This window comes from Streptomyces sp. HUAS MS02, from assembly GCF_055702265.1.
On the sequence record NZ_CM146747.1, the window covers coordinates 7,971,965 to 7,992,510 of the forward strand.

General features: G+C 71.9%; 21 protein-coding genes. 15 read left to right on the top strand and 6 right to left on the bottom strand.

Going from position 1 to position 20,546, the window contains the following annotated elements:
* Positions 1 to 15 precede the first annotated feature (15 nt).
* Positions 16 to 1,137: a serine hydrolase gene (locus ACZ9QC_RS34380; protein ID WP_472916662.1), complete on the bottom strand. Its 1,122-nt coding sequence runs from the start codon at positions 1,135 to 1,137 to the stop codon at positions 16 to 18.
* 149 nt (positions 1,138 to 1,286) lie between these two features.
* On the opposite strand from ACZ9QC_RS34380, the gene ACZ9QC_RS34385 reads away from it, so the two are divergent.
* Complete coding sequence (locus ACZ9QC_RS34385; RefSeq protein ID WP_472916663.1) at positions 1,287 to 2,018, top strand: SseB family protein; 732 nt, start codon at positions 1,287 to 1,289, stop codon at positions 2,016 to 2,018.
* 18 nt (positions 2,019 to 2,036) lie between these two features.
* Here the strand turns inward: ACZ9QC_RS34385 and ACZ9QC_RS34390 are convergent, their stop codons facing one another.
* A complete protein-coding gene (locus ACZ9QC_RS34390; RefSeq protein ID WP_033531706.1) occupies positions 2,037 to 2,393 on the bottom strand; it encodes a DUF1844 domain-containing protein in 357 nt (118 codons plus the stop codon).
* 371 nt (positions 2,394 to 2,764) lie between these two features.
* Here ACZ9QC_RS34390 and infC point away from each other — a divergent pair, with 371 nt between their 5' ends.
* The 10 genes from infC to ACZ9QC_RS34440 all read left to right on the top strand — a co-directional run bounded on the left by infC (position 2,765) and on the right by ACZ9QC_RS34440 (position 13,813).
* Complete coding sequence (gene infC, locus ACZ9QC_RS34395; RefSeq protein WP_472921894.1) at positions 2,765 to 3,451, top strand: translation initiation factor IF-3; 687 nt, start codon at positions 2,765 to 2,767, stop codon at positions 3,449 to 3,451.
* A 131-nt stretch (positions 3,452 to 3,582) separates the two neighbouring features.
* Entirely contained in the window at positions 3,583 to 3,777 is a 195-nt protein-coding gene (gene rpmI / locus ACZ9QC_RS34400) for a 50S ribosomal protein L35 (RefSeq protein ID WP_003977225.1), read from the top strand.
* A 101-nt stretch (positions 3,778 to 3,878) separates the two neighbouring features.
* Positions 3,879 to 4,262 (top strand): 50S ribosomal protein L20, encoded by a 384-nt coding sequence (gene rplT / locus ACZ9QC_RS34405; RefSeq protein WP_033531708.1) that lies wholly within the window; start codon positions 3,879 to 3,881, stop codon positions 4,260 to 4,262.
* A gap of 275 nt (positions 4,263 to 4,537) precedes the next feature.
* Positions 4,538 to 5,392: a TrmH family RNA methyltransferase gene (locus ACZ9QC_RS34410; RefSeq protein WP_472916664.1), complete on the top strand. Its 855-nt coding sequence runs from the start codon at positions 4,538 to 4,540 to the stop codon at positions 5,390 to 5,392.
* Between the two features lie 53 nt (positions 5,393 to 5,445).
* Positions 5,446 to 6,582, top strand: coding sequence for a sensor histidine kinase (locus tag ACZ9QC_RS34415; RefSeq protein ID WP_472916665.1), 1,137 nt, complete (start codon positions 5,446 to 5,448; stop codon positions 6,580 to 6,582).
* A 135-nt stretch (positions 6,583 to 6,717) separates the two neighbouring features.
* The gene (gene pheS / locus ACZ9QC_RS34420) at positions 6,718 to 7,839 is read left to right on the top strand and encodes a phenylalanine--tRNA ligase subunit alpha (protein WP_472916666.1); all 1,122 of its coding nucleotides are present in this window, start codon (positions 6,718 to 6,720) and stop codon (positions 7,837 to 7,839) included.
* Positions 7,839 to 10,361, top strand: a complete 2,523-nt coding sequence (gene pheT, locus ACZ9QC_RS34425) for a phenylalanine--tRNA ligase subunit beta (protein ID WP_472916667.1) — start codon at positions 7,839 to 7,841, stop codon at positions 10,359 to 10,361. Before pheS ends, pheT begins: the two co-directional genes overlap by 1 nt.
* 333 nt (positions 10,362 to 10,694) lie before the next feature.
* On the top strand, positions 10,695 to 11,618 hold the full coding sequence (locus tag ACZ9QC_RS34430; RefSeq protein ID WP_472916668.1) for a PP2C family protein-serine/threonine phosphatase: 924 nt from the start codon (positions 10,695 to 10,697) through the stop codon (positions 11,616 to 11,618).
* 211 nt (positions 11,619 to 11,829) lie between these two features.
* The gene (locus tag ACZ9QC_RS34435) at positions 11,830 to 13,170 is read left to right on the top strand and encodes a transcriptional regulator (RefSeq protein ID WP_472916669.1); all 1,341 of its coding nucleotides are present in this window, start codon (positions 11,830 to 11,832) and stop codon (positions 13,168 to 13,170) included.
* A gap of 97 nt (positions 13,171 to 13,267) precedes the next feature.
* Complete coding sequence (locus ACZ9QC_RS34440; RefSeq protein ID WP_467294589.1) at positions 13,268 to 13,813, top strand: NUDIX domain-containing protein; 546 nt, start codon at positions 13,268 to 13,270, stop codon at positions 13,811 to 13,813.
* Between the two features lie 30 nt (positions 13,814 to 13,843).
* On the opposite strand, the gene ACZ9QC_RS34445 is transcribed toward ACZ9QC_RS34440, so the two are convergent.
* Both ACZ9QC_RS34445 and ACZ9QC_RS34450 read right to left on the bottom strand, forming a co-directional pair.
* Positions 13,844 to 14,101, bottom strand: coding sequence for a hypothetical protein (locus ACZ9QC_RS34445; protein WP_184896212.1), 258 nt, complete (start codon positions 14,099 to 14,101; stop codon positions 13,844 to 13,846).
* Between the two features lie 206 nt (positions 14,102 to 14,307).
* Positions 14,308 to 15,183 carry a 3-hydroxybutyryl-CoA dehydrogenase gene (locus tag ACZ9QC_RS34450; RefSeq protein WP_472916670.1) on the bottom strand — a complete coding sequence of 292 codons (876 nt, stop codon included), beginning with the start codon at positions 15,181 to 15,183 and terminating at the stop codon, positions 14,308 to 14,310.
* Between the two features lie 178 nt (positions 15,184 to 15,361).
* On the opposite strand from ACZ9QC_RS34450, the gene ACZ9QC_RS34455 reads away from it, so the two are divergent.
* Positions 15,362 to 16,621: a glycoside hydrolase family 10-like protein gene (locus ACZ9QC_RS34455; RefSeq protein ID WP_472916671.1), complete on the top strand. Its 1,260-nt coding sequence runs from the start codon at positions 15,362 to 15,364 to the stop codon at positions 16,619 to 16,621.
* 54 nt (positions 16,622 to 16,675) lie between these two features.
* Here the strand turns inward: ACZ9QC_RS34455 and ACZ9QC_RS34460 are convergent, their stop codons facing one another.
* Both ACZ9QC_RS34460 and ACZ9QC_RS34465 read right to left on the bottom strand, forming a co-directional pair.
* A complete protein-coding gene (locus tag ACZ9QC_RS34460; protein ID WP_472916672.1) occupies positions 16,676 to 16,873 on the bottom strand; it encodes a DUF1918 domain-containing protein in 198 nt (65 codons plus the stop codon).
* 109 nt (positions 16,874 to 16,982) lie between these two features.
* The gene (locus tag ACZ9QC_RS34465; RefSeq protein WP_472916673.1) at positions 16,983 to 17,927 is read right to left on the bottom strand and encodes a DMT family transporter; all 945 of its coding nucleotides are present in this window, start codon (positions 17,925 to 17,927) and stop codon (positions 16,983 to 16,985) included.
* Here ACZ9QC_RS34465 and ACZ9QC_RS34470 point away from each other — a divergent pair.
* From ACZ9QC_RS34470 to ACZ9QC_RS34480, 3 genes are all read left to right on the top strand, one after another.
* Positions 17,926 to 19,392 carry an aminotransferase-like domain-containing protein gene (locus ACZ9QC_RS34470; protein WP_472916674.1) on the top strand — a complete coding sequence of 489 codons (1,467 nt, stop codon included), beginning with the start codon at positions 17,926 to 17,928 and terminating at the stop codon, positions 19,390 to 19,392. The genes ACZ9QC_RS34465 and ACZ9QC_RS34470 overlap by 2 nt on opposite strands.
* Positions 19,389 to 19,832, top strand: coding sequence for a GNAT family N-acetyltransferase (locus tag ACZ9QC_RS34475; RefSeq protein ID WP_472916675.1), 444 nt, complete (start codon positions 19,389 to 19,391; stop codon positions 19,830 to 19,832). The genes ACZ9QC_RS34470 and ACZ9QC_RS34475 overlap by 4 nt, the downstream gene beginning before the upstream one ends.
* 131 nt (positions 19,833 to 19,963) lie before the next feature.
* Entirely contained in the window at positions 19,964 to 20,539 is a 576-nt protein-coding gene (locus ACZ9QC_RS34480; protein ID WP_472916676.1) for a histidine phosphatase family protein, read from the top strand.
* Positions 20,540 to 20,546: the final 7 nt, after the last annotated feature.

The following is a 20,546-nucleotide window of genomic DNA, read 5'->3' on the forward strand; positions in this document are numbered from 1 at the left end:
GTCCGACGCCCGCGCCTACGAGCCGCCGGCCACCCCGGCCGCGTCCGTCGCCACCGCGTCCGTCCCCACCTCGGCGTCCGCCGTGCCCGCCCGTTCCGCGGCACCCGCCGTGCCCGCAGCCTCCGCCGCGCCCTCCGTGCTCTCCGTCCCCGTCGTGTCCGCGAAGACCGACACGGCCGCCCCCGCCGCCGCCTCGACCGCGGCGACGCCCCTCGCCTTCGTCGTGTGCCCGTCGGACACCACGGCCACGAGGAACTCCCGCCCGTCCACCTCGACCCGTCCGACGCTGTTGATGTCCCACAACCCGGTGGCGGTCCGAGGCAGCCACCCGTTCTTCAGGGCGAAACCGGACCCCGAGGCCCCACCGTTCGCCGCGGCCGAGACGCCCCAGTCCTGGCCCTCGGCGATCCGCCCCATCAGATCCTGGACGTACGCCCGTGAGGCCGTGCTCAGCTCGGAGGTGCCGTCGTCCCCGAACACCTGCCGCAGCAGCACGAGTTGATCGGCCGCCGTGGTCTGGGTGAGGCCCCAGTACAGCCCGTCGCCGCCCTCGGTGGCCGTCAGCCCGAACCGCTTGTTCGCCGCGTCCAGTCCGGCCGCCTGCCCGATGACCTTCCACAGCGCCGTCGCGGAGGCGTTGTCGCTGTCGCGGATCATCGCCGAGGCGTACGTCCGCTCCTGCGCGGTGAGCCGCCGGTCCGCGTCCTGCGCCTGGAGCAGCAGCGTCGCCAGGATGTCCAGCTTGACGATGCTCGCGGTGTCGAACGAGGCGTCCCCGTACCCGGCCGAGTCCCCGGACGCCACGTCGAGCACGGCGACGGAGATCGCGGCCCCGTTCTCCACGGTCACCTCCGCCATGGCCGTCGCGAGCAGTTCGTCGTGATCCACCTCGGGCGCCGCCACCGGTTCCACCGCGGCCTCCTCCGGTTCCACCGCGGCCTCCTCAGCGGCCGCCGACGAGGGTGCCGAGGCCGCGGACGACGATACGGCGGCGGGGGCGCCGTCCTGCGCCTGGGCCCTCATGAACACCGTCCCCGCGGCCGTGCCGCCCACCAGGACCACAGAGGCGAGCGCGAGGTGGACGAGCGGACGGCGCCCGGACGGACGGGCACGGCGACAGGCTTTGCGACAGGGCATGCCGTGATGGTTCTGCGCCGCGCTGTGCGTGTGGTTAGGCGATTGTTAGATGCTTGTCAGGGATGGCTGAGAAAACCGTGAGTGAGGTGACGGTCACGTTTCGGGCCTGGCGAACGCCCTGGAGACTTCCCCCGATAGGGTCGAGGACCGTGGCGAACAAGAACATTCCCGACCCCGGCTTCTCCGACGACGACGGCTCGGCCGACCCCCGGCTGAGCGCCGCGCTCGCCGCCTGGGCCGACGACCGGACCGCCGTGGGGCCCGTCCTCGAAGCGCTCAAGGGCGCCCGACTGCTCGTGCCCGTCGTGGCGCTGCTCGGCGAGGTCGAGGTGGACGAGAACGGACTGCGCCGCGAGAAGACCAGCGACATGGCCGTGCCCACCCTGAAGGCCGGCGACCGCACCGCCCTGCCCGCCTTCACCTCCACCGACAGCCTCGCCCGCTGGGACCCCGCCGCCCGCCCCGTCGCCGTACCGCTGCACCAGGCCCTGCAGGCCGCCGCGCACGAGAAGGTCGACACGATCGTCCTCGACCTGGCCGGCCCCGTCCCCTACGAGCTGACCGGCCGGGCCCTGCTCGCGCTCGCCGAGGGACGCACCACCATCGACCCGCTCGCCGACCCCGCCGTCCTCGACGCCGTACGCGCCGCCGTCGCGGCCGAGCCGGCCGTGCTCCGCGCGCACCTCGGTCCCGGACAGGCCGACGGCACCCTGGCCCTGGTCCTCGACGCGACCGCGCCCCCGGCCGAGACCGCGCGGGCCGTCGCCGGGCGCATCGCCGCCGACGAGACACTGCGGGCCCGCCTGGTACGGGGCCTCGACCTGGCACTGCTGCCGACCGGGACGACCCCACCGGGCGAGCCCCTGTACGTACGGGCGTAGCCCTCGGGACGGACGGCCCTAGCCGTAGATCGGGCCCGTGTACTTCTCGCCCGGGCCCTGGCCCGGCTCGTCCGGGACGAGCGACGCCTCGCGGAACGCCAGCTGCAGCGACTTCAGACCGTCGCGCAACGGGGCCGCGTGGAAGGAGCTGATCTCGGTCGCGGACGCGTCCAGCAGACCGGCGAGGGCGGTGACCAGCTTGCGGGCCTCGTCCAGGTCCTTGTACTTGTCGCCCTCCTCGGTCAGACCGAGCTTCACCGCGGCGGCGCTCATCAGGTTGACGGCGACCGTCACGATCACCTCGACCGCGGGGACCTCGGCGATGTCGCGGGTCATCGAGTCGAAGTCGGGGTTCTCAGGAGGGGTCTCACTCATGCCCCACACGATAGGCCCCGCCACGTACCTCCCGACCTGCGGGAGTCCGCCGCGGCCCGATTGGCACGGGAGGTTTGAACCCGGTATGGTTGTGTCAACGACCGGCTGGACACCTGTGTGTCCGGCCCGCAAGTGGAGGCTCCGCACTCCCACCTGACTGTCCTCCGGGGCGGCAGGTCACCCGGTCAGGCGGCCCCCACCGTTCCGTACGGACGGTGGAGTCGTCCGATATTGCGCCCCGCGGCACACCCGCGGCGGTGCTCCGGCAGTTCATGGAGCCCCGCCTGTGTTCCGTCAGGGGCATTTTTCATGGCTCCCGGTGGTTGGTCCCTATGTCAACCAGACATGACGCGGCGGTCCGCCAGACCGTCGTGTGGTGCTACCGAGGAGGATCCATCAGCGCCGAGCCCCGCATCAACGACCGGATTCGCGTTCCCGAGGTGCGACTTGTCGGTCCCAGCGGCGAGCAGGTCGGGATTGTTCCGCTTGCCAAGGCCCTGGAGCTTGCGCAGGAGTACGACCTCGATCTCGTCGAGGTGGCCGCGAACGCCCGTCCGCCGGTCTGCAAGCTCATGGACTACGGGAAGTTCAAGTACGAGTCGGCCATGAAGGCCCGTGAGGCGCGCAAGAACCAGGCGCACACGGTCATCAAGGAGATGAAGCTCCGGCCGAAGATCGACCCGCACGACTATGACACCAAGAAGGGTCACGTCGTCCGGTTCCTCAAGCAGGGCGACAAGGTCAAGATCACGATCATGTTCCGTGGTCGCGAGCAGTCCCGGCCCGAGCTGGGCTACCGACTGCTGCAGCGTCTCGCGGAGGACGTCCAGGAGCTCGGGTTCGTCGAGTCGAACCCGAAGCAGGACGGCCGAAACATGATCATGGTCCTCGGTCCGCACAAGAAGAAGACCGAGGCGATGGCCGAGGCCCGTCAGGCTCAGGAAGCCCGGAAGGCGGAAGCGAAGGCCAACCCCGGCAAGTCGCAGAACGCCGCCGACGCCGAGCACGCCGAGCACGTCGAGGTCGAGGCGCCGGCCGAGGAGCCTGCCGAGGCGTAAGTCCCCGGGACGCGAGTCCGGGGGAAGCCCTGGACACCGGTCCAGGGTGTCAACCGATAGAAATGACGTTCCGTCGTGCCCGGTTTCGCGACCGGGCACCGGAGCGCCACTGACGAGGAGAGAACGGCGCTATGCCGAAGAACAAGTCGCACAGCGGTGCCAGCAAGCGCTTCAAGATCACCGGCTCCGGCAAGGTGCTCCGCGAGCGCGCCGGCAAGCGCCACCTGCTCGAGCACAAGTCGTCCCGCGTGACGCGTCGCCTCACCGGCAACGCCGAGATGGCCCCGGGCGACGCCGCGAAGATCAAGAAGCTTCTCGGCAAGTGACGTCCGCGGCGCCCCCTGTGAGCGCCGTACGTCAGGACCGGGACCCCATCGATTTCGGGTCGTGTGACGACAACCACGGCCCCGCTACAAGGAGTTAAAAAGTGGCACGCGTCAAGCGGGCAGTCAACGCCCACAAGAAGCGCCGGGCGATCCTCGAGCAGGCCTCCGGCTACCGCGGTCAGCGTTCGCGCCTGTACCGCAAGGCCAAGGAGCAGGTCACCCACTCGCTGGTCTACAACTACAACGACCGCAAGAAGCGCAAGGGCGACTTCCGTCAGCTGTGGATCCAGCGCATCAACGCCGCTGCCCGCGCCAACGGCATCACCTACAACCGCTTCATCCAGGGTCTGAAGGCCGCCAACATCGAGGTCGACCGCAAGATCCTCGCGGAGCTCGCCGTCAACGACGCCACCGCGTTCGCCGCGCTGGTCGAGGTCGCGCAGAAGGCGCTGCCGGCGGACGTCAACGCGCCCAAGGCAGCGTGACGCTGCGCTGGCTCTGAGCCGCGTACGACCCGGGCCCGCAGGTGCAAGCTGCCTGTGGGCCCGGGTCTTTTGGGTGCGTCGTCGGGTGCGGGTGCGTGGGGCTTCTCGCGCAGTTCCCCGCGCCCCTAAGGGCCTACGGCCCTTTCGGGCCGAAAAGGCACGGGGCGCAGCCCCTGCTTTTTCAGGGGCGCGGGGAACTGCGCGAGCAACCACGAACTACCCGCACTCGCCGACGCACCGAACCCCCCCGAACTCTCCGATCCATAAGGTGACCCATGCCCACCCCCGAGTTGATCTCCCCCCGCTCCGCCCGTGTCTCCGCGGCCCGGCGGCTCGGGAAGCGGAACTTCCGGGGGAAGGACCGGCTCTTCCTCGCGGAGGGACCGCAGGCCGTGCGCGAGGCCGCCGGGCACCGGCCGAACGGCACACCGACCCTGGTCGAGCTGTTCGTCACGGTCGACGCCGCGGAGCGGTACGCCGACATCGTCGGCGACGCCCGCGCCGCGGGCGCCCGCGTCCACCTCGCCGACGAGTCCGTCATCGCCGACATCTCCACGACCGTCACCCCGCAGGGCCTCGTCGGGATCTGCCGGTTCCTCGACACCCCCTTCGCGGAGATCCTCGACGGCCGCCCCAAGCTCGTCGCCGTACTCGCCCACGTCCGCGACCCCGGCAACGCCGGCACCGTGCTGCGGTGCGCCGACGCCGCCGGAGCCGAGGCCGTCGTGCTCACCGACGCCTCCGTGGACCTCTACAACCCCAAGTCCGTGCGCGCCTCCGTCGGGTCGCTGTTCCATCTGCCGGTCGCCGTCGGCGTGCCCGTGGACGAGGCCGTCGCGGGGCTCAAGGGCATCGGCGTACGCGTCCTCGCCGCCGACGGCGCGGGACAGGACGACCTCGACGACGAACTCGACAAGGGCACGATGGGCGGGCCCACGGCCTGGGTGTTCGGCAACGAGGCCTGGGGGCTGCCCGAGGAGACACGGGCACTGGCCGACGCCGTCGTCCGGGTACCGATCCACGGAAAGGCGGAAAGCCTGAACCTGGCGACCGCCGCCGCCGTATGTCTCTACGCGTCCGCCCGTGCGCAGCGCGCCTTCGGAGGGTGCCGCACCGTCACGCCCAGCTAGTAGGGTGACGGGCTCGGGGGCCCACTGCACAGAGCGAGAGGTGGGGTACGGGGATGAGGGTCGGCACCAGCGGCACACCGGCGGCACGGGACGTGCGCGCCACATCCGCGGCCCGGCAGGGCGATCTCGCCGAACTGGGCATCGACCCCGACGACCTCCCCGACGGACTGGTCGTGGCCGACGAGAACGGCCGCGTGATCTGCTTCAACGCCGCCGCCGTCCGGATCACCGCCACCCCCGCCGCCGAGGCCCTCGGCCGCCCCCTCGAATGGGCCCTTCCCTTAGAAGACCTCGAAGGCCGCCGCTGGTGGCAGCTGACCGACCCGTACGGGGGCCTCGCCATCCGCGTCGGACAGCCCGAGCGGAACCTGCTGCTGCCCGGGGCGCGCGAGATCCTCGTATCGGCCCGCTACATCCGCAGCGAACCCACCGGCCCCGTCCGCCGCGTCGTCGTCTGCCTGCGCGACACCGAGGCCCGGCGCCGTACCGAACGCAGCCACGCCGAACTGATCGCCACCGTGGCCCACGAACTGCGCTCACCCCTGACGTCGGTCAAGGGGTTCACCGCGACGCTGCTCGCCAAGTGGGAGCGGTTCACGGACGACCAGAAGAAGCTGATGCTGGAGACCGTCGACGCCGACGCCAACCGGGTCACCCGGCTCATCGCGGAACTGCTCGACATCTCGCGCATCGATTCCGGGCGGCTGGAGGTGCGACGGCAGCCCGTCGACATGGGCGCGGCCGTCGGGCGGCACATCCAGGCCTATGTCGCCGCCGGACAGCCCGCCGACCGGTTCCTGCTGCGGATCGAGCAGCCGCTGCCCGCTCTGTGGGCCGACCCCGACAAGATCGACCAGGTGCTGAGCAACCTGCTGGAAAATGCGGTGCGGCACGGCGAGGGAACCGTCACGATTGACGTCACGGCCACGGAGTCCCCCCGGGAGGGTGAGGACACCGCCACGTCGGTCACGGTGAGCGACGAGGGCAGTGGCATTCCGGAGGAGTCCATGAACCGCGTCTTCACCCGCTTCTGGCGGGGCAGCAAGCGCGGTGGTACCGGTCTCGGGCTGTACATCGTCAAGGGCATCGTCGAAGCCCACGGCGGCACCATCACCGTCGGACGTGCCCCCGGCGGCGGCGCCGAGTTCCGATTTACGTTGCCCGTGGCGACGCCGGCCTGTCTGGCCTGAGCACCACGGGCGCGTTCGTACACCTCCACCCCGTTAGACTCGGCCTTTGGCACCTTTGTGTCCCAAAAACCGTGACGATCTGTCCACGAGTCGGTACGGGGACCATCCGCCAGCCAATCGGAAGCACGGGAAGAGATGTCGGCACCGAATAAGTCGTACGACCCTGTAGAGGTCGAGGCCTTGAAACCGGAAGAGATCGAGCGCATGCGGGACGAGGCGCTCGCCGCCTTCGCCGCCGCGGACTCCCTCGACGCGCTCCAGGAGGCCAAGGTCGCCCACACCGGGGGCACCTCCCCGCTGGCCCTCGCCAACCGCGAGATCGGCGCGCTGCCCCCGCAGGCCAAGGCCGCCGCGGGCAAGCTCGTCGGCCAGGCCCGGGGCGCGGTGAACAAGGGCCTCGCCGCCCGCCAGAACGAGCTGGAGGCCGAGCGCGACGCCCGGGTGCTGGTCGAGGAGGCAGTGGACGTCACGCTGCCGTACGACCGCATCCCCGCAGGCGCCCGCCACCCGCTCACCACGCTGTCGGAGCGCATCGAGGACATCTTCGTGGCCATGGGCTACGAGGTCGCCGAGGGCCCGCAGGTCGAGGCCGAGTGGTTCAACTTCGACGCGCTCAACATCGGCCCGGACCACCCGGCCCGGGGCGAGGCCGACACCTTCTTCGTGCAGGGCCCCGAGGGCGGCACCGAGTCCGGCGTCGTGCTGCGCACCCACACCTCGCCCGTGCAGATCCGCTCCCTGCTCGACCGTGAGCTGCCGGTGTACGTGATCTGTCCCGGCCGCGTGTACCGCACGGACGAGCTGGACGCCACGCACACCCCGGTCTTCCACCAGGTCGAGCTGCTCGCCGTCGACGAGGGCCTGACCATGGCCGACCTCAAGGGCACCCTCGACCACATGGTCCAGTCGCTGTTCGGCGAGGGTATGAAGACCCGGCTGCGGCCGAACTTCTTCCCGTTCACCGAGCCGTCCGCCGAGATGGACATGCTCTGCTACGTCTGCAAGGGCACCTCCGTCGGCAACCCCGACCGCCCCTGCCGCACCTGCTCCAGCGAGGGCTGGATCGAGCTGGGCGGCTGCGGGATGGTCAACCCCCGGGTCCTCACCGCCTGCGGCGTCGACCCCGAGAAGTACAGCGGATTCGCCTTCGGGTTCGGCATCGAGCGGATGCTGATGTTCCGCCACAACGTCGAAGACATGCGAGACATGGTCGAGGGTGACGTCCGGTTCACCCGGCCGTTCGGGATGGAGATCTGATGCGGGTCCCGCTTTCCTGGCTGCGGGAGTACGTCGACCTGCCGGCCACCGAGACCGGTCGTGACGTCCAGGCCAAGCTCATCTCGGCCGGCCTGGAGGTCGAGACCGTCGAGCAGCTCGGCGACGGCCTGAAGGGCCCCCTCGTCGTCGGTCAGGTGCTGACCATCGAGGAGCTGACGGAGTTCAAGAAGCCCATCCGCTTCTGCACCGTCGACGTCGGCACCGCCAACGGCACCGGCGAGCCCCAGGAGATCGTCTGCGGCGCCCGCAACTTCGCCGTCGGCGACAAGGTCGTCGTGGTCCTCCCGGGCGCCGAACTGCCCGGCGGCTTCGCCATCTCCGCCCGCAAGACCTACGGCCGCAACTCCCACGGCATGATCTGCTCCAGCGACGAGCTGGGCATGGGCGACGACGGCACCAAGGGCATCATCGTGCTGCCGCCGGAGACCGAGGTCGGCAAGGACGCGATCGAGCTCCTGGAGCTGGTCGACGAGGTCCTCGACATCGCCGTCACGCCCGACCGCGGCTACTGCCTGTCGATCCGCGGTGTCGCCCGCGAGACCGCCATCGCCTACGGTCTGCCGCTGCGCGACCCGGCCCTCCTCGACGTACCCGGCCCGAACGCGTTCGGGCACCCCGTCCAGGTCTCCGACCCGCTCGGCTGCGACCGCTTCACCGCCCGCACCGTCACCGGGCTCGACCCCGAGGCGCGCTCACCGATCTGGCTCAAGCGCCGGCTGCAGAAGGTCGGCATGCGCCCGATCTCCCTCGCCGTCGACATCACCAACTACGTGATGATGGAGCTGGGCCAGCCGCTGCACGCCTACGACCGGGCCCTCGTCCAGGGCACCATCGGCGTCCGCCGGGCCGAGGAGGGCGAGAAGATCGTCACCCTCGACGGCGTCACGCGGAAGCTGCACGCCGAGGACCTGGTGATCACCGACGAGCGCGGCCCCATCGGCCTCGCCGGGGTCATGGGCGGCGCCAACACCGAGATCGCCGACCACGACGCCACCGAGAACGGCGGGAACGCCTCCACGGACGTCGTCATCGAGGCCGCCCACTTCGACCAGGTCGCCATCGCGCGCACGGCCCGCCGGCACAAGCTGTCGTCGGAGGCGTCCCGCCGCTTCGAGCGCGGCGTCGACCCGCTGGCCGCGGCCGCCGCCGCCCAGCGCACCGTCGACCTGCTCGTGCTCCTCGCGGGCGGCACCGCCGACGCGGGCGTCACCGAGGTGATCGCCCCGTCCGCGCCCCGCACGATCACGATCCCGGCCGACCACCCGGACCGGGTCGCGGGCGTCGAGTACGGCCGCGAGACCGTCGTACGCCGCCTCCAGGAGGTCGGCTGCGACGTCTACGGGCAGGACGACCTGATCGTCACCGTGCCGTCCTGGCGGCCCGACCTCACCGACCCGAACGACCTCGCCGAAGAGGTCATCCGGCTGGAGGGCTACGAGAACCTGCCCTCCACGCTGCCCAAGCCCCCCGCGGGGCGCGGCCTCACCCAGCGCCAGCGACTGCACCGCCGGGTCGGGCGGGCGCTGGCCGGTGCCGGATACGTCGAGGCGCCGAACTACCCCTTCATCGGCGAGCAGGTCTTCGACCAGCTCGGCCTGGAGGCGGACGACCCGGCCCGCCGCGTCGTCAGGCTCACCAACCCGCTCAACGACGAGGAGCCCGCGCTGCGCACCTCGCTGCTGCCGGGTCTGCTGGGCGCGCTGCGGCGCAACGACGGCCGGGGCACGCACGACCTCGCCCTGTTCGAGACCGGCCTGGTCTTCCTCCCCCGTGAGGAGCAGCGGGTCGCCGTCGCGCTGCCGGTCGACCGCCGGCCCACCGACGAGGAGATCGCGACGCTGAACGCCGCGCTGCCCGAGCAGCCGCGCCACGTCGCCGTCGTCGTCGCCGGGGCCCGTGAGCAGGCCGGCTGGTGGGGCAAGGGCCGCCCGGCCGACTGGGCCGACACCGTCGAGGCGGGCCGCACGGTCGCCCGCGAGGCCGGTGCCGAACTGGTCGTCCGCAAGGGCCAGTACGGTCCCTGGCACCCCGGCCGCTGCGCCGAGTTCGTGGTCGTCGCCGACGGCACCGAGCGCGTCGTCGGCCACGCGGGTGAGCTGCACCCGCGCGTCCTGAAGGCGCTCGGGCTGCCGGCCCGGACCGCCGCGATGGAGATCGACCTGGACGCCCTGGAGCGGGTGGGGGACAGCATCCCGCAGGCGCCGAGCATCTCCACGTTCCCGGTCGCCACGCAGGACGTCGCTCTCGTCGTCGACGCGTTCGTGCCGCACGCCGACGTGGAGGCCGCGCTGCGTGAGGGCGCGGGTGAACTCCTGGAGGGCATCCGGCTGTTCGACGTGTACGAGAACGCGGAGCAGCTGGGCGACGGGCGGAAGTCGCTGGCGTACGCGCTGCGCTTCCGGGCCGCGGATCGCACGCTGACCGTGGACGAGGCGTCGGCGGCCCGGGACGCGGCGGTCGCCCTCGCGGGCGAGCGTACGGGGGCCGTGCTGCGTAGCTAGGGCGCCTGAGGGGTGGGGGACTGCGGTTGTACGGCGGCTGCGGTTCGTTCGCGGCTTGTCGCGCAGTTCCCCACGCTCCTTGTGAGGGCGCCAGCACCCCCCTCGGACCCCCCAGCGGTCACCTCACTCATTCGGGTGACAATCTCGGGTGATCTACCCGAACAGGGCACCTGGTCGACAGAATCGGACCGGCCTCTCTGGGCCGTACACGCTGTCCGGGCCTGATGGGGGGCCAACGGCATGATTCGCAACAGGGCTGGGGTTCCTCGTCGGGCGTGGCCCCGAGGGCGCCGCCTGTCCAGTCGGCTCGGCGCCGGGATCGTCGGCGGTGCCGTGTTCCTCGCGGCCGGCACCGGGATGATGCTGCACGTCAGGCGGCTGATGCTGCGCGAAGTGCGGCAGGCGCGGGCCGTCGCGGGCGTCGCGCGCGGCGTGCTGCTCCGGCCGCTGCCCGCACGGATCGACGGGCTCGCCACCGCCGCCGCCCAGCTCTCCGCCGACCGGGGCGCGACCGTCGGTGGCGATCTGTACGAGGTGATCGCCACCGAGCACGGCGTACGGGTCGTGATGGGCGACGTACGCGGCCACGGCCTCGCCGCCGTCGGAACCGTCGCCGCCGTCCTCGGCTGCTTCCGCGAGGCCGTCCACGACGAGGCCGAACTCGCCGGCGTCCTCGCCCGCCTCGACCGTGCCCTCGCCCGCCATCTGCGGGACCGCGCCCGCACCGAGGCCATGGAGGAATTCGTCACCGTCCTCCTGCTGGAGATCACCCCGGACGGCGAACTCCGCGCCCTCAACTGCGGCCACCCCTGGCCCTATCTGCTCAGCGTCGGCCGCGCGTCGCCCGTCACCCGCGCCGACCCCCTGCCCCCGCTCGGCCTCTTCCCGCTGCCCGCCGAGCTCCCGGTCACGCCCTGCGGACAACTCCTCCCGGGCGAGGCCCTGTTCCTGCACACGGACGGAGTGGAGGACGCGAGGGACGGCCGGGGCCGTTTCTTTCCCTTGGCGGCCACGCTGAGGGAAGCCGTACGCGGCCGACCCGTCTCGCCCCACGCGGTGCTCCGAGCCGTCTTCACCCAGCTTCTCCGGCACACAGCGGGAAGGCCCAAGGACGACATCGCGATACTGCTCCTCCGCAACGAACGCCCGCTCGTCTTCAGGGGCGCGGGGCTGTGTAAATCTGCGGCTCCGCCGCGGGGCGCGATCAGCCACGACGCACCCGCACCCGACAACCCACCGGTCGCCCCCACCCCATAGTCGCCCCTGTTCCGCCCGGCAGGGCCACCGCACTGTACGAGGGGGAGCCGGCGGCCCGGCCGGCCTCTTGGCGAGGGATCCCAGTCAACCTGTCCGAAACTCTCTGCGACAGCGCGCACACAGCCCGAATTCGGGCGTTCCCTTCACACCCCGTGTGAAGAGGGAGGCGCTACGCTGCGATGCGCCGGCACCGAGCCACCGGAGGGCCTCCATGCAGCCCAACACCCTGCTCGACGCGATCCTCGACGAGGCCGGTATCTCCCACGCCGGTCTCGCCGCCCACGTCAACCAGGCGGGGCGGGCCCGGGGGCTGGCGCTGAGATACGAACACACCGCCGTGGCACGGTGGTTGAAGGGGCAGCGGCCGCGAGGACAGGTGCCCGACCTGATCTGTGAGGTGCTCGCCGGACGGCTGCGCAGGACCGTCACCCTCGACGACATCGGGCTCGGTGTGCCGGGCGAGGCCGCCTCGCCGCACGGCGCCGGGCTCTCCGGTTTCGTGGAGCGCGCCACCGCCCTGTGGCGCTCCGACGAACAGCAGCGCCCCCATGTCCTGGGCGCCCCCGCCGTCACCGGGACCCCCGCCGTGATGCCCGTCTGGGAGTGGGAGAACCCGCCGGAGGACGTCGACGTCTCCCGCGGGGGACGGCATCAGGTCAGCATGGCCGACATCGAGATGCTGCGCGCCGCCCGCGCGCACTACGAGCAGATGTACCGCAAGGCCGGGGGTGTCGCCACCCGCACCAGGATCGTCGGGTTCCTCAACGCCGAGGCCGCGCCGCTGCTGCGGGGCAGCTACACCGACGCCACCGGCCGCCAACTGCACCGGGCCACCGGGGGGTTGGTCGCGATCGCCGGGATCTGCGCGTACGACTCCGACGCCCATGGCCTGGCCCAGCGCTACTTCCACCAGGCGCTGCGGCTGGCCAAGGCCAGTGGGGACCGGGGCCTGGGGGCGTATGTGATCGCGCTCCTGGTCAACCAGTCGCTGTTCATGCGGGAGTACCGGCAGGCCGTCGCCTTCGCCGAGGCGGCGCTGCGCACGGCCGGCACGGACATCACCCCGGCGCTCGCCTCCGATCTGTACGCGATGCAGGCGAAGGCGTACGCGCACCTGGGCGACGGAACGAGCGCGCTGTCCTGCATCCGGCGGGCGGAGCAGGCCGCCGAGCGCATCCGGCGCGGACGCGAACCCGATGAGACCGGCTATGTCCAACCCGGCCTGGTGAACGTACAGGTGGCGGAGGCACTGCTCAGTCTCGGTGACCTGACGGCCGCGGCGGAGCACGCCAGGGCGGCCGTCGACACCCCGGCGCACGACCGGGGGCGGGTGCACCGGCTCGCTATGTTCAGCCAGATCGAACTGCGGCAGGGCAACGCGGACAAGGCGGCGGCCACCGCCGTCGAAATGGCCGAGCGGGCGCGCGGAATGGAGTCCATGCGCCTGCGTGACAGACTGCGGGCGGTCCGCGAGCACCTCGTGCGCAGCGGCTGCGCGGGGACCTCCGAGGCCGCCGAACTCATCGACGGGGCACTGCGCGTACCGCTCTGACGCCGTCCCGGGGCGCGGCCGTGCACCGGTTGTGCGCCTGCTGTCACCAAGCTCCTGCTGCGATATTGCCACTTACTCGGCGGAAGGTGGCAGAACCGTGCAGTGGACGAAACAGAGCGAACAAACTGTGTACTCGAACCGCTGGTTCAGCGTCAATCTCGCAGATGTGGCGCTGCCGGACGGGCGGCACCTCGACCACTTCCTGATACGGCTGCGGCCTGTCGCCGTGGCCACCGTGGTCAACGAGTCGAACGAGGTGCTGCTCCTGTGGCGGCACCGCTTCATCACCGACAGCTGGGGCTGGGAGCTCGCGGCGGGCGTCGTCGAGGACGGCGAAGCCATCGCCGAGGCGGCGGCCCGTGAACTGGAGGAGGAGACCGGATGGCGGCCGGGACCCCTGCACCACCTGATGAGCGTCGAGCCCTCCAACGGGCTCGCCGACGCCCGGCACCACATCTACTGGGCCGACGAGGGCGCGTACGTCGGTCACCCCGTGGACGACTTCGAGTCGGACCGTCGGGAATGGGTCCCCCTCAAGCTCGTCCCCGACATGGTCGCCCGCGGCGAGGTCCCGGCCGCCAACATGGCGGCCGCCCTGCTCCTGCTGCACCACCTGCGACTCGGACAGGACGCCCAGCCCTGACTCCCCCGTCGCGTCCCGCCCGAGGGGCCCTCACCGGCCCAGCGCCTGCCAGATGGACACCACCAGGGCGCCCAGGGCGGTGAGGGCCGCCACCGCGGGCAGCGGCCAGCGGGCGTGCTCCAGGCTGACGACCCGTGCGCTCAGATCGTCCAGTTCCTTTGCGGTCTGCTCGGCGCGATGGCTCAGCAGGGTGTGCCCGCCTTCGACGCGCGCGTGCGCCACGTCCAGACGGCGGCGTAACTCTGCGAGTTCGCCATGGAGCACGGGATGCTCGGGGTCGATGGCCACGAGTCCGCTCCTTTCTGTAGTCGTCCTCATCCCTTGCATGCGCACGTGAAGTCAACTCGCCTGGTGGACGGGTGGGGAGAGTGTGCGAGCGGCATATGCGGGTCCGCCGCGCACACGGTGTGTGAATACGACGGGCCCGGCACCGTCTCCGGTGCCGGGCCCGCGCGTGAAAGGAACTGACCGTGCGTAGTCGGACGGCCGGGGGATCAGGCGTAGGCGTAGAAGCCCGACCCCGTCTTGCGGCCCAGCCGCCCCGCGTCCACCATGCGCTGGAGCAGCGGGGGAGCGGCGTACAGCGGCTCCTTGTACTCCTCGTACATGCTGTTGGCGATGGAGACGATGGTGTCCAGGCCGATCAGGTCGGAGAGCTTCAGCGGGCCCATCGGGTGGGCGCAGCCCAGCTCCATGCCGTTGTCGATGTCCTCGCGGCCCGCGATGCCCGACTCGAACATCCGGATCGCGGAGAGCAGGTACGGCACCAGCAGCGCGTTGACGACGAAGCCCGAACGGTCCTGGGCCCGCACGGCGTGCTTGCCGAGCACCTTCTCGGCGAACAGCTGCGCCCGGCTGAGCGTGCCCTCGGAGGTGGTCAGCGCCGGGATCAGCTCGACGAGCTTCTGCACCGGGGCCGGGTTGAAGAAGTGGATGCCGATGACGTGGTCGGGCCGCGACGTGGCGACCGCGAGCTTCACCAGCGGGATCGAGGAGGTGTTGGAGGCGAGGATCGCGTCCGGGCGGGTCACCACCTGGTCGAGCACCTGGAAGATCTCCGTCTTCACCTGCTCGTTCTCCACGACCGCCTCGATGACGAGGTCACGGTCGGCGAACTCGCCGAGATCGGTGGTGAAGCTCAGGCGCGCCTGGGTCCCGTCCCGCTCCGCCTCGGTGATCTTGCCGCGCTCGGCGGCCTTGGACAGGGAGTTGAACAGCCGGGTACGGCCGATCTCCAGGGCTTCGCCGGTGGTCTCGGCGACCTTGACGTCCAGTCCGGCGCGGGCGCACACCTCGGCGATGCCCGCTCCCATCTGGCCGCAGCCCACGACTCCGACGCGTGCAATGTCTCCCGCCGGGATGTCCGTCACATCGTCCCTTTCACTGGTTTTCGTGCCTGGCAGATACCCCTGGTGGGAGCCTGCGCCAAACCTGCACGTTACCCGCGACGCCTACTGATCAGTATTCCGGGTGTCACATGGAAGGCTTGGTGCGGGAACGGTCCGCGACGGGGCGGACACGCGGGACGCGGTACGCGGAGGTACGAGGATGCATCGCAAGCCACGGATGTCACGGCGGGCCTTCTGGGCGACCGCGGCGGCGACCCTCGTGGCGGCCGGCGGAGTGGCGGCGGGCACCGCCATCGCCGGCGGCGACCCGAGCCCCCGCCGCAGGGCGGGCGAGGGCGAACTGCGCGGTATGTGGCTGGCCTCCGTCCTCAACCGGGACTGGCCCTCGAAGGCCGGTCTGACCGCCGCCGAACAGCGCGCCGAACTCCTCGCCCACCTCGACACGGCCGTGGACCGCCGCCTCAACGCGGTGATCTTCCAGGTCCGCCCCAGCGCCGACGCCCTCTGGCCCTCACCGCACGAGCCCTGGTCGCAGTACCTCACCGGCACCCAGGGCAAGGACCCCGGGTGGGACCCGCTGGGCACGGCCGTCGAGGAGGCGCACGCCCGGGGGCTCGAACTGCACGCCTGGTTCAACCCGTACCGGGTCGCGGTCCACACCGACCCGAGCCGGCTCGTCGCCTCGCACCCGGCCCGGCAGCACCCCGACTGGGTCGTCCCCTACGGCGGCAAGCTCTACTACAACCCCGGCATCCCGGCCGTCCGCGCCTTCGTGGAGAAGGCCATGCTCGACGCCGTCCGCAGGTACGCCGTGGACGCCGTGCACTTCGACGACTACTTCTACCCGTACCCGGTGGCCGGACAGGTCTTCGACGACGACGCGGCCTACGACCGGTACGGCGCGAGCTTCCCCAACCGGGCCGCCTGGCGGCGCGCCAACATCGACCTGCTGGTGCGGGAGACGGCGGCCCAGATCAAGACGATCCGGCCCGGCACCCAGTTCGGGATCAGCCCCTTCGGCGTGTGGCGCAACGCCGAGACCGACGCGTCGGGCTCGGACACCCGGGCGGGCGTGCAGACCTACGACGACCTGCACGCGGACACCCGGAAGTGGGTCCGGGAGAACTGGATCGACTACATCGTCCCGCAGCTGTACTGGAACATCGGCTTCGCCGCCGCCGACTACGCCAAGCTGCTGCCCTGGTGGGCGGAGACCGCCCGGGGCAGCGGGACGCGGCTGTACATCGGGGAAGCCCTCTACAAGGCGGGCGACCCTGCGCAGCCCGCGGCCTGGCAGGACCCGGCCGAGCTGTCGGCGCACCTCACCCTGGCCCGCGACTTCCCCGAGGCGCGCGGACACGTCTTCTTCTCGGCCAAGGAGGTCGGCCTCGACAAGATCGGCGCGATGGCCCGCGTGGTCGCCGACCACTACCAGCGGCCGGCGGAACCACCGCGCTGACGGAACCCGGGGGAGGGATCGCGCTACTGGGTCCGAGGGCGCCGGGAAGGACGGTTACCTGGGGTCCCCGGGGTGGCGGACGACCGTGTCCGGGCCGGGGGACATCAGCGCCTCGTGCCCGTCGTCGTCGAACCTGACCCGGTAGGGCGGATTGCCGTCCTGACCGAGCACCTCGAGGACCTGAGCGGTCCGGTCGTGATGCCCGACGGTCCTGCCGTGCACCAGCAGGGTGTCGCCTACAACTGCTCGCATCGGGGGCCTCCTCGTTCTGCACGGGAGTGGCTGTCCGTGCCCGCAGTCTATTGCGGGCGGCGCCGGATGGACCGGTGTGCGTACGGCTCTCACGTGTTTCCCGCGCTCCTCAGGCGGACGAGCGCTGGGTGACCGCGATGCAGACCAGCACGGCGGCGGCCGTCAGGGGCGCGGCCGGGGTGAGCTGCTCGCCGAGGAGCAGCACCGACCACACCAGTGTGAGCAGCGGCTGCGCCAGCTGCAACTGGCTGGCCTTCGGTATGCCGATCGCCGCCATGCCCCGGTACCAGACGACCAGCCCCAGGAACTGGGACCCGGCCGCCACCCACAACAGCCCGGCCACGCTGTGCACGGTCAGCCGGGCCGGCTCGTACGACAGGGCCAGCAGCGTGCCCGGCACGCTCAGCGGCAGACAGAGCACCAGGGCCCAGCCGATGACCTGCCAGCCCGGCATCACCCGGGCCAGCCGGCCGCCCTCGGTGTAGCCGGCCGCGCACACCAGCAGGGCGCCGAAGAGAAAGAGGTCGGCCATGGTCAGGGCGCCGCCGCTCTGGGTCACGGTGAACGCGAGCACCGCGGCGGCTCCGGCGAGGGCGGCGGTCCAGAACGTGCGCGAGGGACGGGTGCCCATGCGCAGGGCCGAGAACAGGGCGGTCGTCAGCGGAAGCAGCCCGACCACGACCGCGGCGTGCGCGGTGGTGGAGGTCTGGAGCGCGAGCGTGGTCAGCATCGGGAAACCCAGCACGACACCGGCGGCCACGACCGCGAGCCCCGCCCAGTGCCGACGGCTCGGCAGGGGGACCCGCAGGGCCAGCAGACAGACACCCGCGATGACGGCGGCCAGCACGCTGCGCACGCCGACCAGGGACCAGGGGCCGAAGCCCTCCAGGCCCCAGGCGGTGGCGGGGAAGGTGAGGGAGAAGGCGGTGACACCGAGGGCGGCCTGGAGCGTGCCGCCGGCGCGAGGACGTGGACCGGGCGTGGCCGCGGTGGGGCCGTGGTGGCCGCCCACCGCTACTGAAGTTCCGGTGATAGCGCTACTCTCTACTCTCATGCAAGAGCGTAGCAGTGTCGCGGAACTGGCGGAACAGCTCAGAAATGAGCTCGACCGCTACTCTGTCGGTGGAAAGCTGCCGTCGAGCCGGGCCCTCGTCGAGCGGTTCCGGGTGAGCCCGGTGACCGTGTCGCGGGCCCTGGCGCAACTGGCCGCCGAGGGGCTCGTGGTGACCCGGCCGGGTGCGGGAGCTTTCCGGGCGAGCCCGCGCGAGAGCGGCACAGCCCCGGTGGGGGACACCTCCTGGCAGGAGGTCGCGCTGAGCGCGGACGGCAGCGCCGAGCCGTCGCCCCGCACGGTGGACGCCTCCGGGGTCCTGGTCTCGCTCGCCTCTCCTCCGCCCGGCGTCATCGAGTTCAACGGCGGCTATCTGCACCCGTCCCTCCAGCCGGAGCAGGCGATGGCCGCCGCCCTGTCCAGGGCCGGGCGGCGGCCCGGGGTGTGGGCGCGGCCGCCGGTGGAGGGGGTGCCGGAGCTGCGTGAGTGGTTCGCGCGGAGCATCGGCGGGGCGATCACCGCGGCCGAGGTGATCGTCGCGGCGGGCGGCCAGTCCGCCCTCACCACAGCCCTGCGCGCCCTCGCGCCGCCCGGGGCGCCCGTCCTCGTCGAATCGCCCACCTACCCAGGCATGTTGGCGATCGCCCGGGCGGCCGGGCTGCGCCCCGTACCGGTGCCGGTGGACGCGGACGGGGTCAGACCCGCTCTCCTCGCCGACGCGTTCAAGGCGTCCGGGGCGCGGGTCTTCGTCTGCCAGCCGCTCTTCCAGAACCCCACCGGCGCCGCCCTGTCGGCCGACCGCAGGGCAGAGGTGCTGCGGATCGCCCGCGAGGCGGGGGCCTTCGTCGTGGAGGACGACTTCGTACGCCGACTCGTGCACGAGGACGCCGGGCCCCTGCCGCGGCCACTGGCCGCCGACGACCCCGACGGCGTCGTCGTGCACGTCTCCTCGCTGACCAAGGCGACCTCGCCCAGCTTCCGGGTGGGGGCCCTGGCGGCACGGGGCCCGGTCCTGGAACGGCTGCGCGCCATCCAGGTCGTCGACACCTTCTTCGTGCCGCGCCCTCTTCAGGAGGCCGCACTCGAACTCGTCGGCTCGCCCGCCTGGCCCCGTCATCTCCGCTCCGTTTCAAGGGAGTTGAAGCTCCGTCGGGACGCCCTCACGTCCGCGCTGCGGTCGCGTCTGCCCGAACTCGCCCTGCCCCACATCCCCTCCGGCGGCTACCATCTGTGGCTGCGCCTGCCCGACGGCACGGACGAGGCGGCCCTGGTCGCCGCCGCCCTGCGGGCGGGCGTCGCCGTCACCCCCGGCCGCCCCTACTTCAGCGCCGAACCCCCGGCCGGGCACCTGCGGTTGAGCTTCGCCGGGGTCGCGGGCGCGGGCGAGATCGCGGAAGGGGTGCGGCGGCTGGAGGAGGCCGTAAAAGGTTCGACAGCGGGTGCCCGGACTGCGAACGTCCGGCCATGAACGACGAGTTGAAGCCCGCCGTCCCGAAGGGCTACGAAATCTCCGACGATCCCGGACGCATCGACGTCGGACGGGTCCACCGCTGGCTGTCCACCGACGCCTACTGGGCCCTCGGCCGCGCCCGCGAGAAGCAGGAGAGCGCGATCCGGGGATCCCTCAACTTCGGTGCGTACGAGGCGGGTTCGGGGGATCAGGTCGCCTACGCGCGGGTGGTGACCGACGGGGCCACCTTCGCCTGGCTCTGCGATGTGTACGTCGCCCCGTCGGCGCGGGGGAACGGGCTCGGCACCGCGCTGGTCGCGGCCGTGCGCGAGCACCTGCGGCCCTGCGGGCTGCGGCGCCTCCTGCTCGCCACGCACGACGCGCACGGCGTCTACGCCAAGCTCGGGTTCGAGCCGCTCGCCAAGCCCGAGCAGTACATGGCGCTGCTGTTCGACTGAGGGGTCGGGTGCGGGGCCAAGTGCGGCCTCGGGTGGTGGTGCCGCGTGCGCGGAGTGCGTCATGGAGTACCCCGGGTAACTCCTGAGTAACGCCTCTTGACCTGCGCAGGACCCCGTTCCACCATCGCCGCATGCATCTTCGGGTCACGTTCGTCGCCGCCGCGCGCTGCTCCTCGCTGCTCGCGGAGCGATTCGAGGACGACCGGCCGCTGGACCAGGCCGGCTGGGACGAGGTGCAGCGCGCCGCCCATGAGCTGGTGCCGCTGGCGGCGGCCGAGCTGCGCTACTGCTCGCCGACGCCCCGCAGTCGGGCCACCGGGGACGCCCTCGGCTACGCGCCGCTGGCCCAGCCCGCGCTGCGGGACTGCGACATGGGCCGGTGGCGCGGCTTCACGCTCGGCGAGGCCATGGCACGGGAGCCCTCGGCCGTGGACGCCTGGCTCGCCGACCCGCGCGCGACCCCGCACGGCGGGGAGTCGCTGATCGGCTTCATCTCCCGCATCGGCGACTGGCTCGAGACCCGGCCGGTGGGCGCGGACGGCCGGGTCGTCGCGGTGGCCGAGCCGTCCGTGCTGCGTGCCGCCCTGGTCTACGCCCTGAAGGCCCCGCCGACGTCGTACTGGAACATGGACATCCGTCCCCTGTCGACGGTCACGGTCGCGGGCCACGCGGGCCGCTGGAACCTGCGGCTGGGCGCCGCGCAGTGAGCGAGTG

What these genes read in the sequence shown, in the direction of transcription:
- ACZ9QC_RS34465 (WP_472916673.1), bottom strand. Translation starts at nt 17,927, where the DNA reads ATGAGAGTAGAGAGTAGCGCTATCACCGGAACTTCAGTAGCGGTGGGC.
- ACZ9QC_RS34470 (WP_472916674.1), top strand. Translation starts at nt 17,926, where the DNA reads ATGCAAGAGCGTAGCAGTGTCGCGGAACTGGCGGAACAGCTCAGAAAT.
- pheS (WP_472916666.1), top strand. Translation starts at nt 6,718, where the DNA reads ATGTCGGCACCGAATAAGTCGTACGACCCTGTAGAGGTCGAGGCCTTG.
- rpmI (WP_003977225.1), top strand. Translation starts at nt 3,583, where the DNA reads ATGCCGAAGAACAAGTCGCACAGCGGTGCCAGCAAGCGCTTCAAGATC.
- ACZ9QC_RS34455 (WP_472916671.1), top strand. Translation starts at nt 15,362, where the DNA reads ATGCATCGCAAGCCACGGATGTCACGGCGGGCCTTCTGGGCGACCGCG.
- ACZ9QC_RS34410 (WP_472916664.1), top strand. Translation starts at nt 4,538, where the DNA reads ATGCCCACCCCCGAGTTGATCTCCCCCCGCTCCGCCCGTGTCTCCGCG.
- ACZ9QC_RS34380 (WP_472916662.1), bottom strand. Translation starts at nt 1,137, where the DNA reads ATGCCCTGTCGCAAAGCCTGTCGCCGTGCCCGTCCGTCCGGGCGCCGT.
- ACZ9QC_RS34475 (WP_472916675.1), top strand. Translation starts at nt 19,389, where the DNA reads ATGAACGACGAGTTGAAGCCCGCCGTCCCGAAGGGCTACGAAATCTCC.
- ACZ9QC_RS34460 (WP_472916672.1), bottom strand. Translation starts at nt 16,873, where the DNA reads ATGCGAGCAGTTGTAGGCGACACCCTGCTGGTGCACGGCAGGACCGTC.
- ACZ9QC_RS34390 (WP_033531706.1), bottom strand. Translation starts at nt 2,393, where the DNA reads ATGAGTGAGACCCCTCCTGAGAACCCCGACTTCGACTCGATGACCCGC.
- ACZ9QC_RS34415 (WP_472916665.1), top strand. Translation starts at nt 5,446, where the DNA reads ATGAGGGTCGGCACCAGCGGCACACCGGCGGCACGGGACGTGCGCGCC.
- pheT (WP_472916667.1), top strand. Translation starts at nt 7,839, where the DNA reads ATGCGGGTCCCGCTTTCCTGGCTGCGGGAGTACGTCGACCTGCCGGCC.
- ACZ9QC_RS34435 (WP_472916669.1), top strand. Translation starts at nt 11,830, where the DNA reads ATGCAGCCCAACACCCTGCTCGACGCGATCCTCGACGAGGCCGGTATC.
- ACZ9QC_RS34480 (WP_472916676.1), top strand. Translation starts at nt 19,964, where the DNA reads ATGCATCTTCGGGTCACGTTCGTCGCCGCCGCGCGCTGCTCCTCGCTG.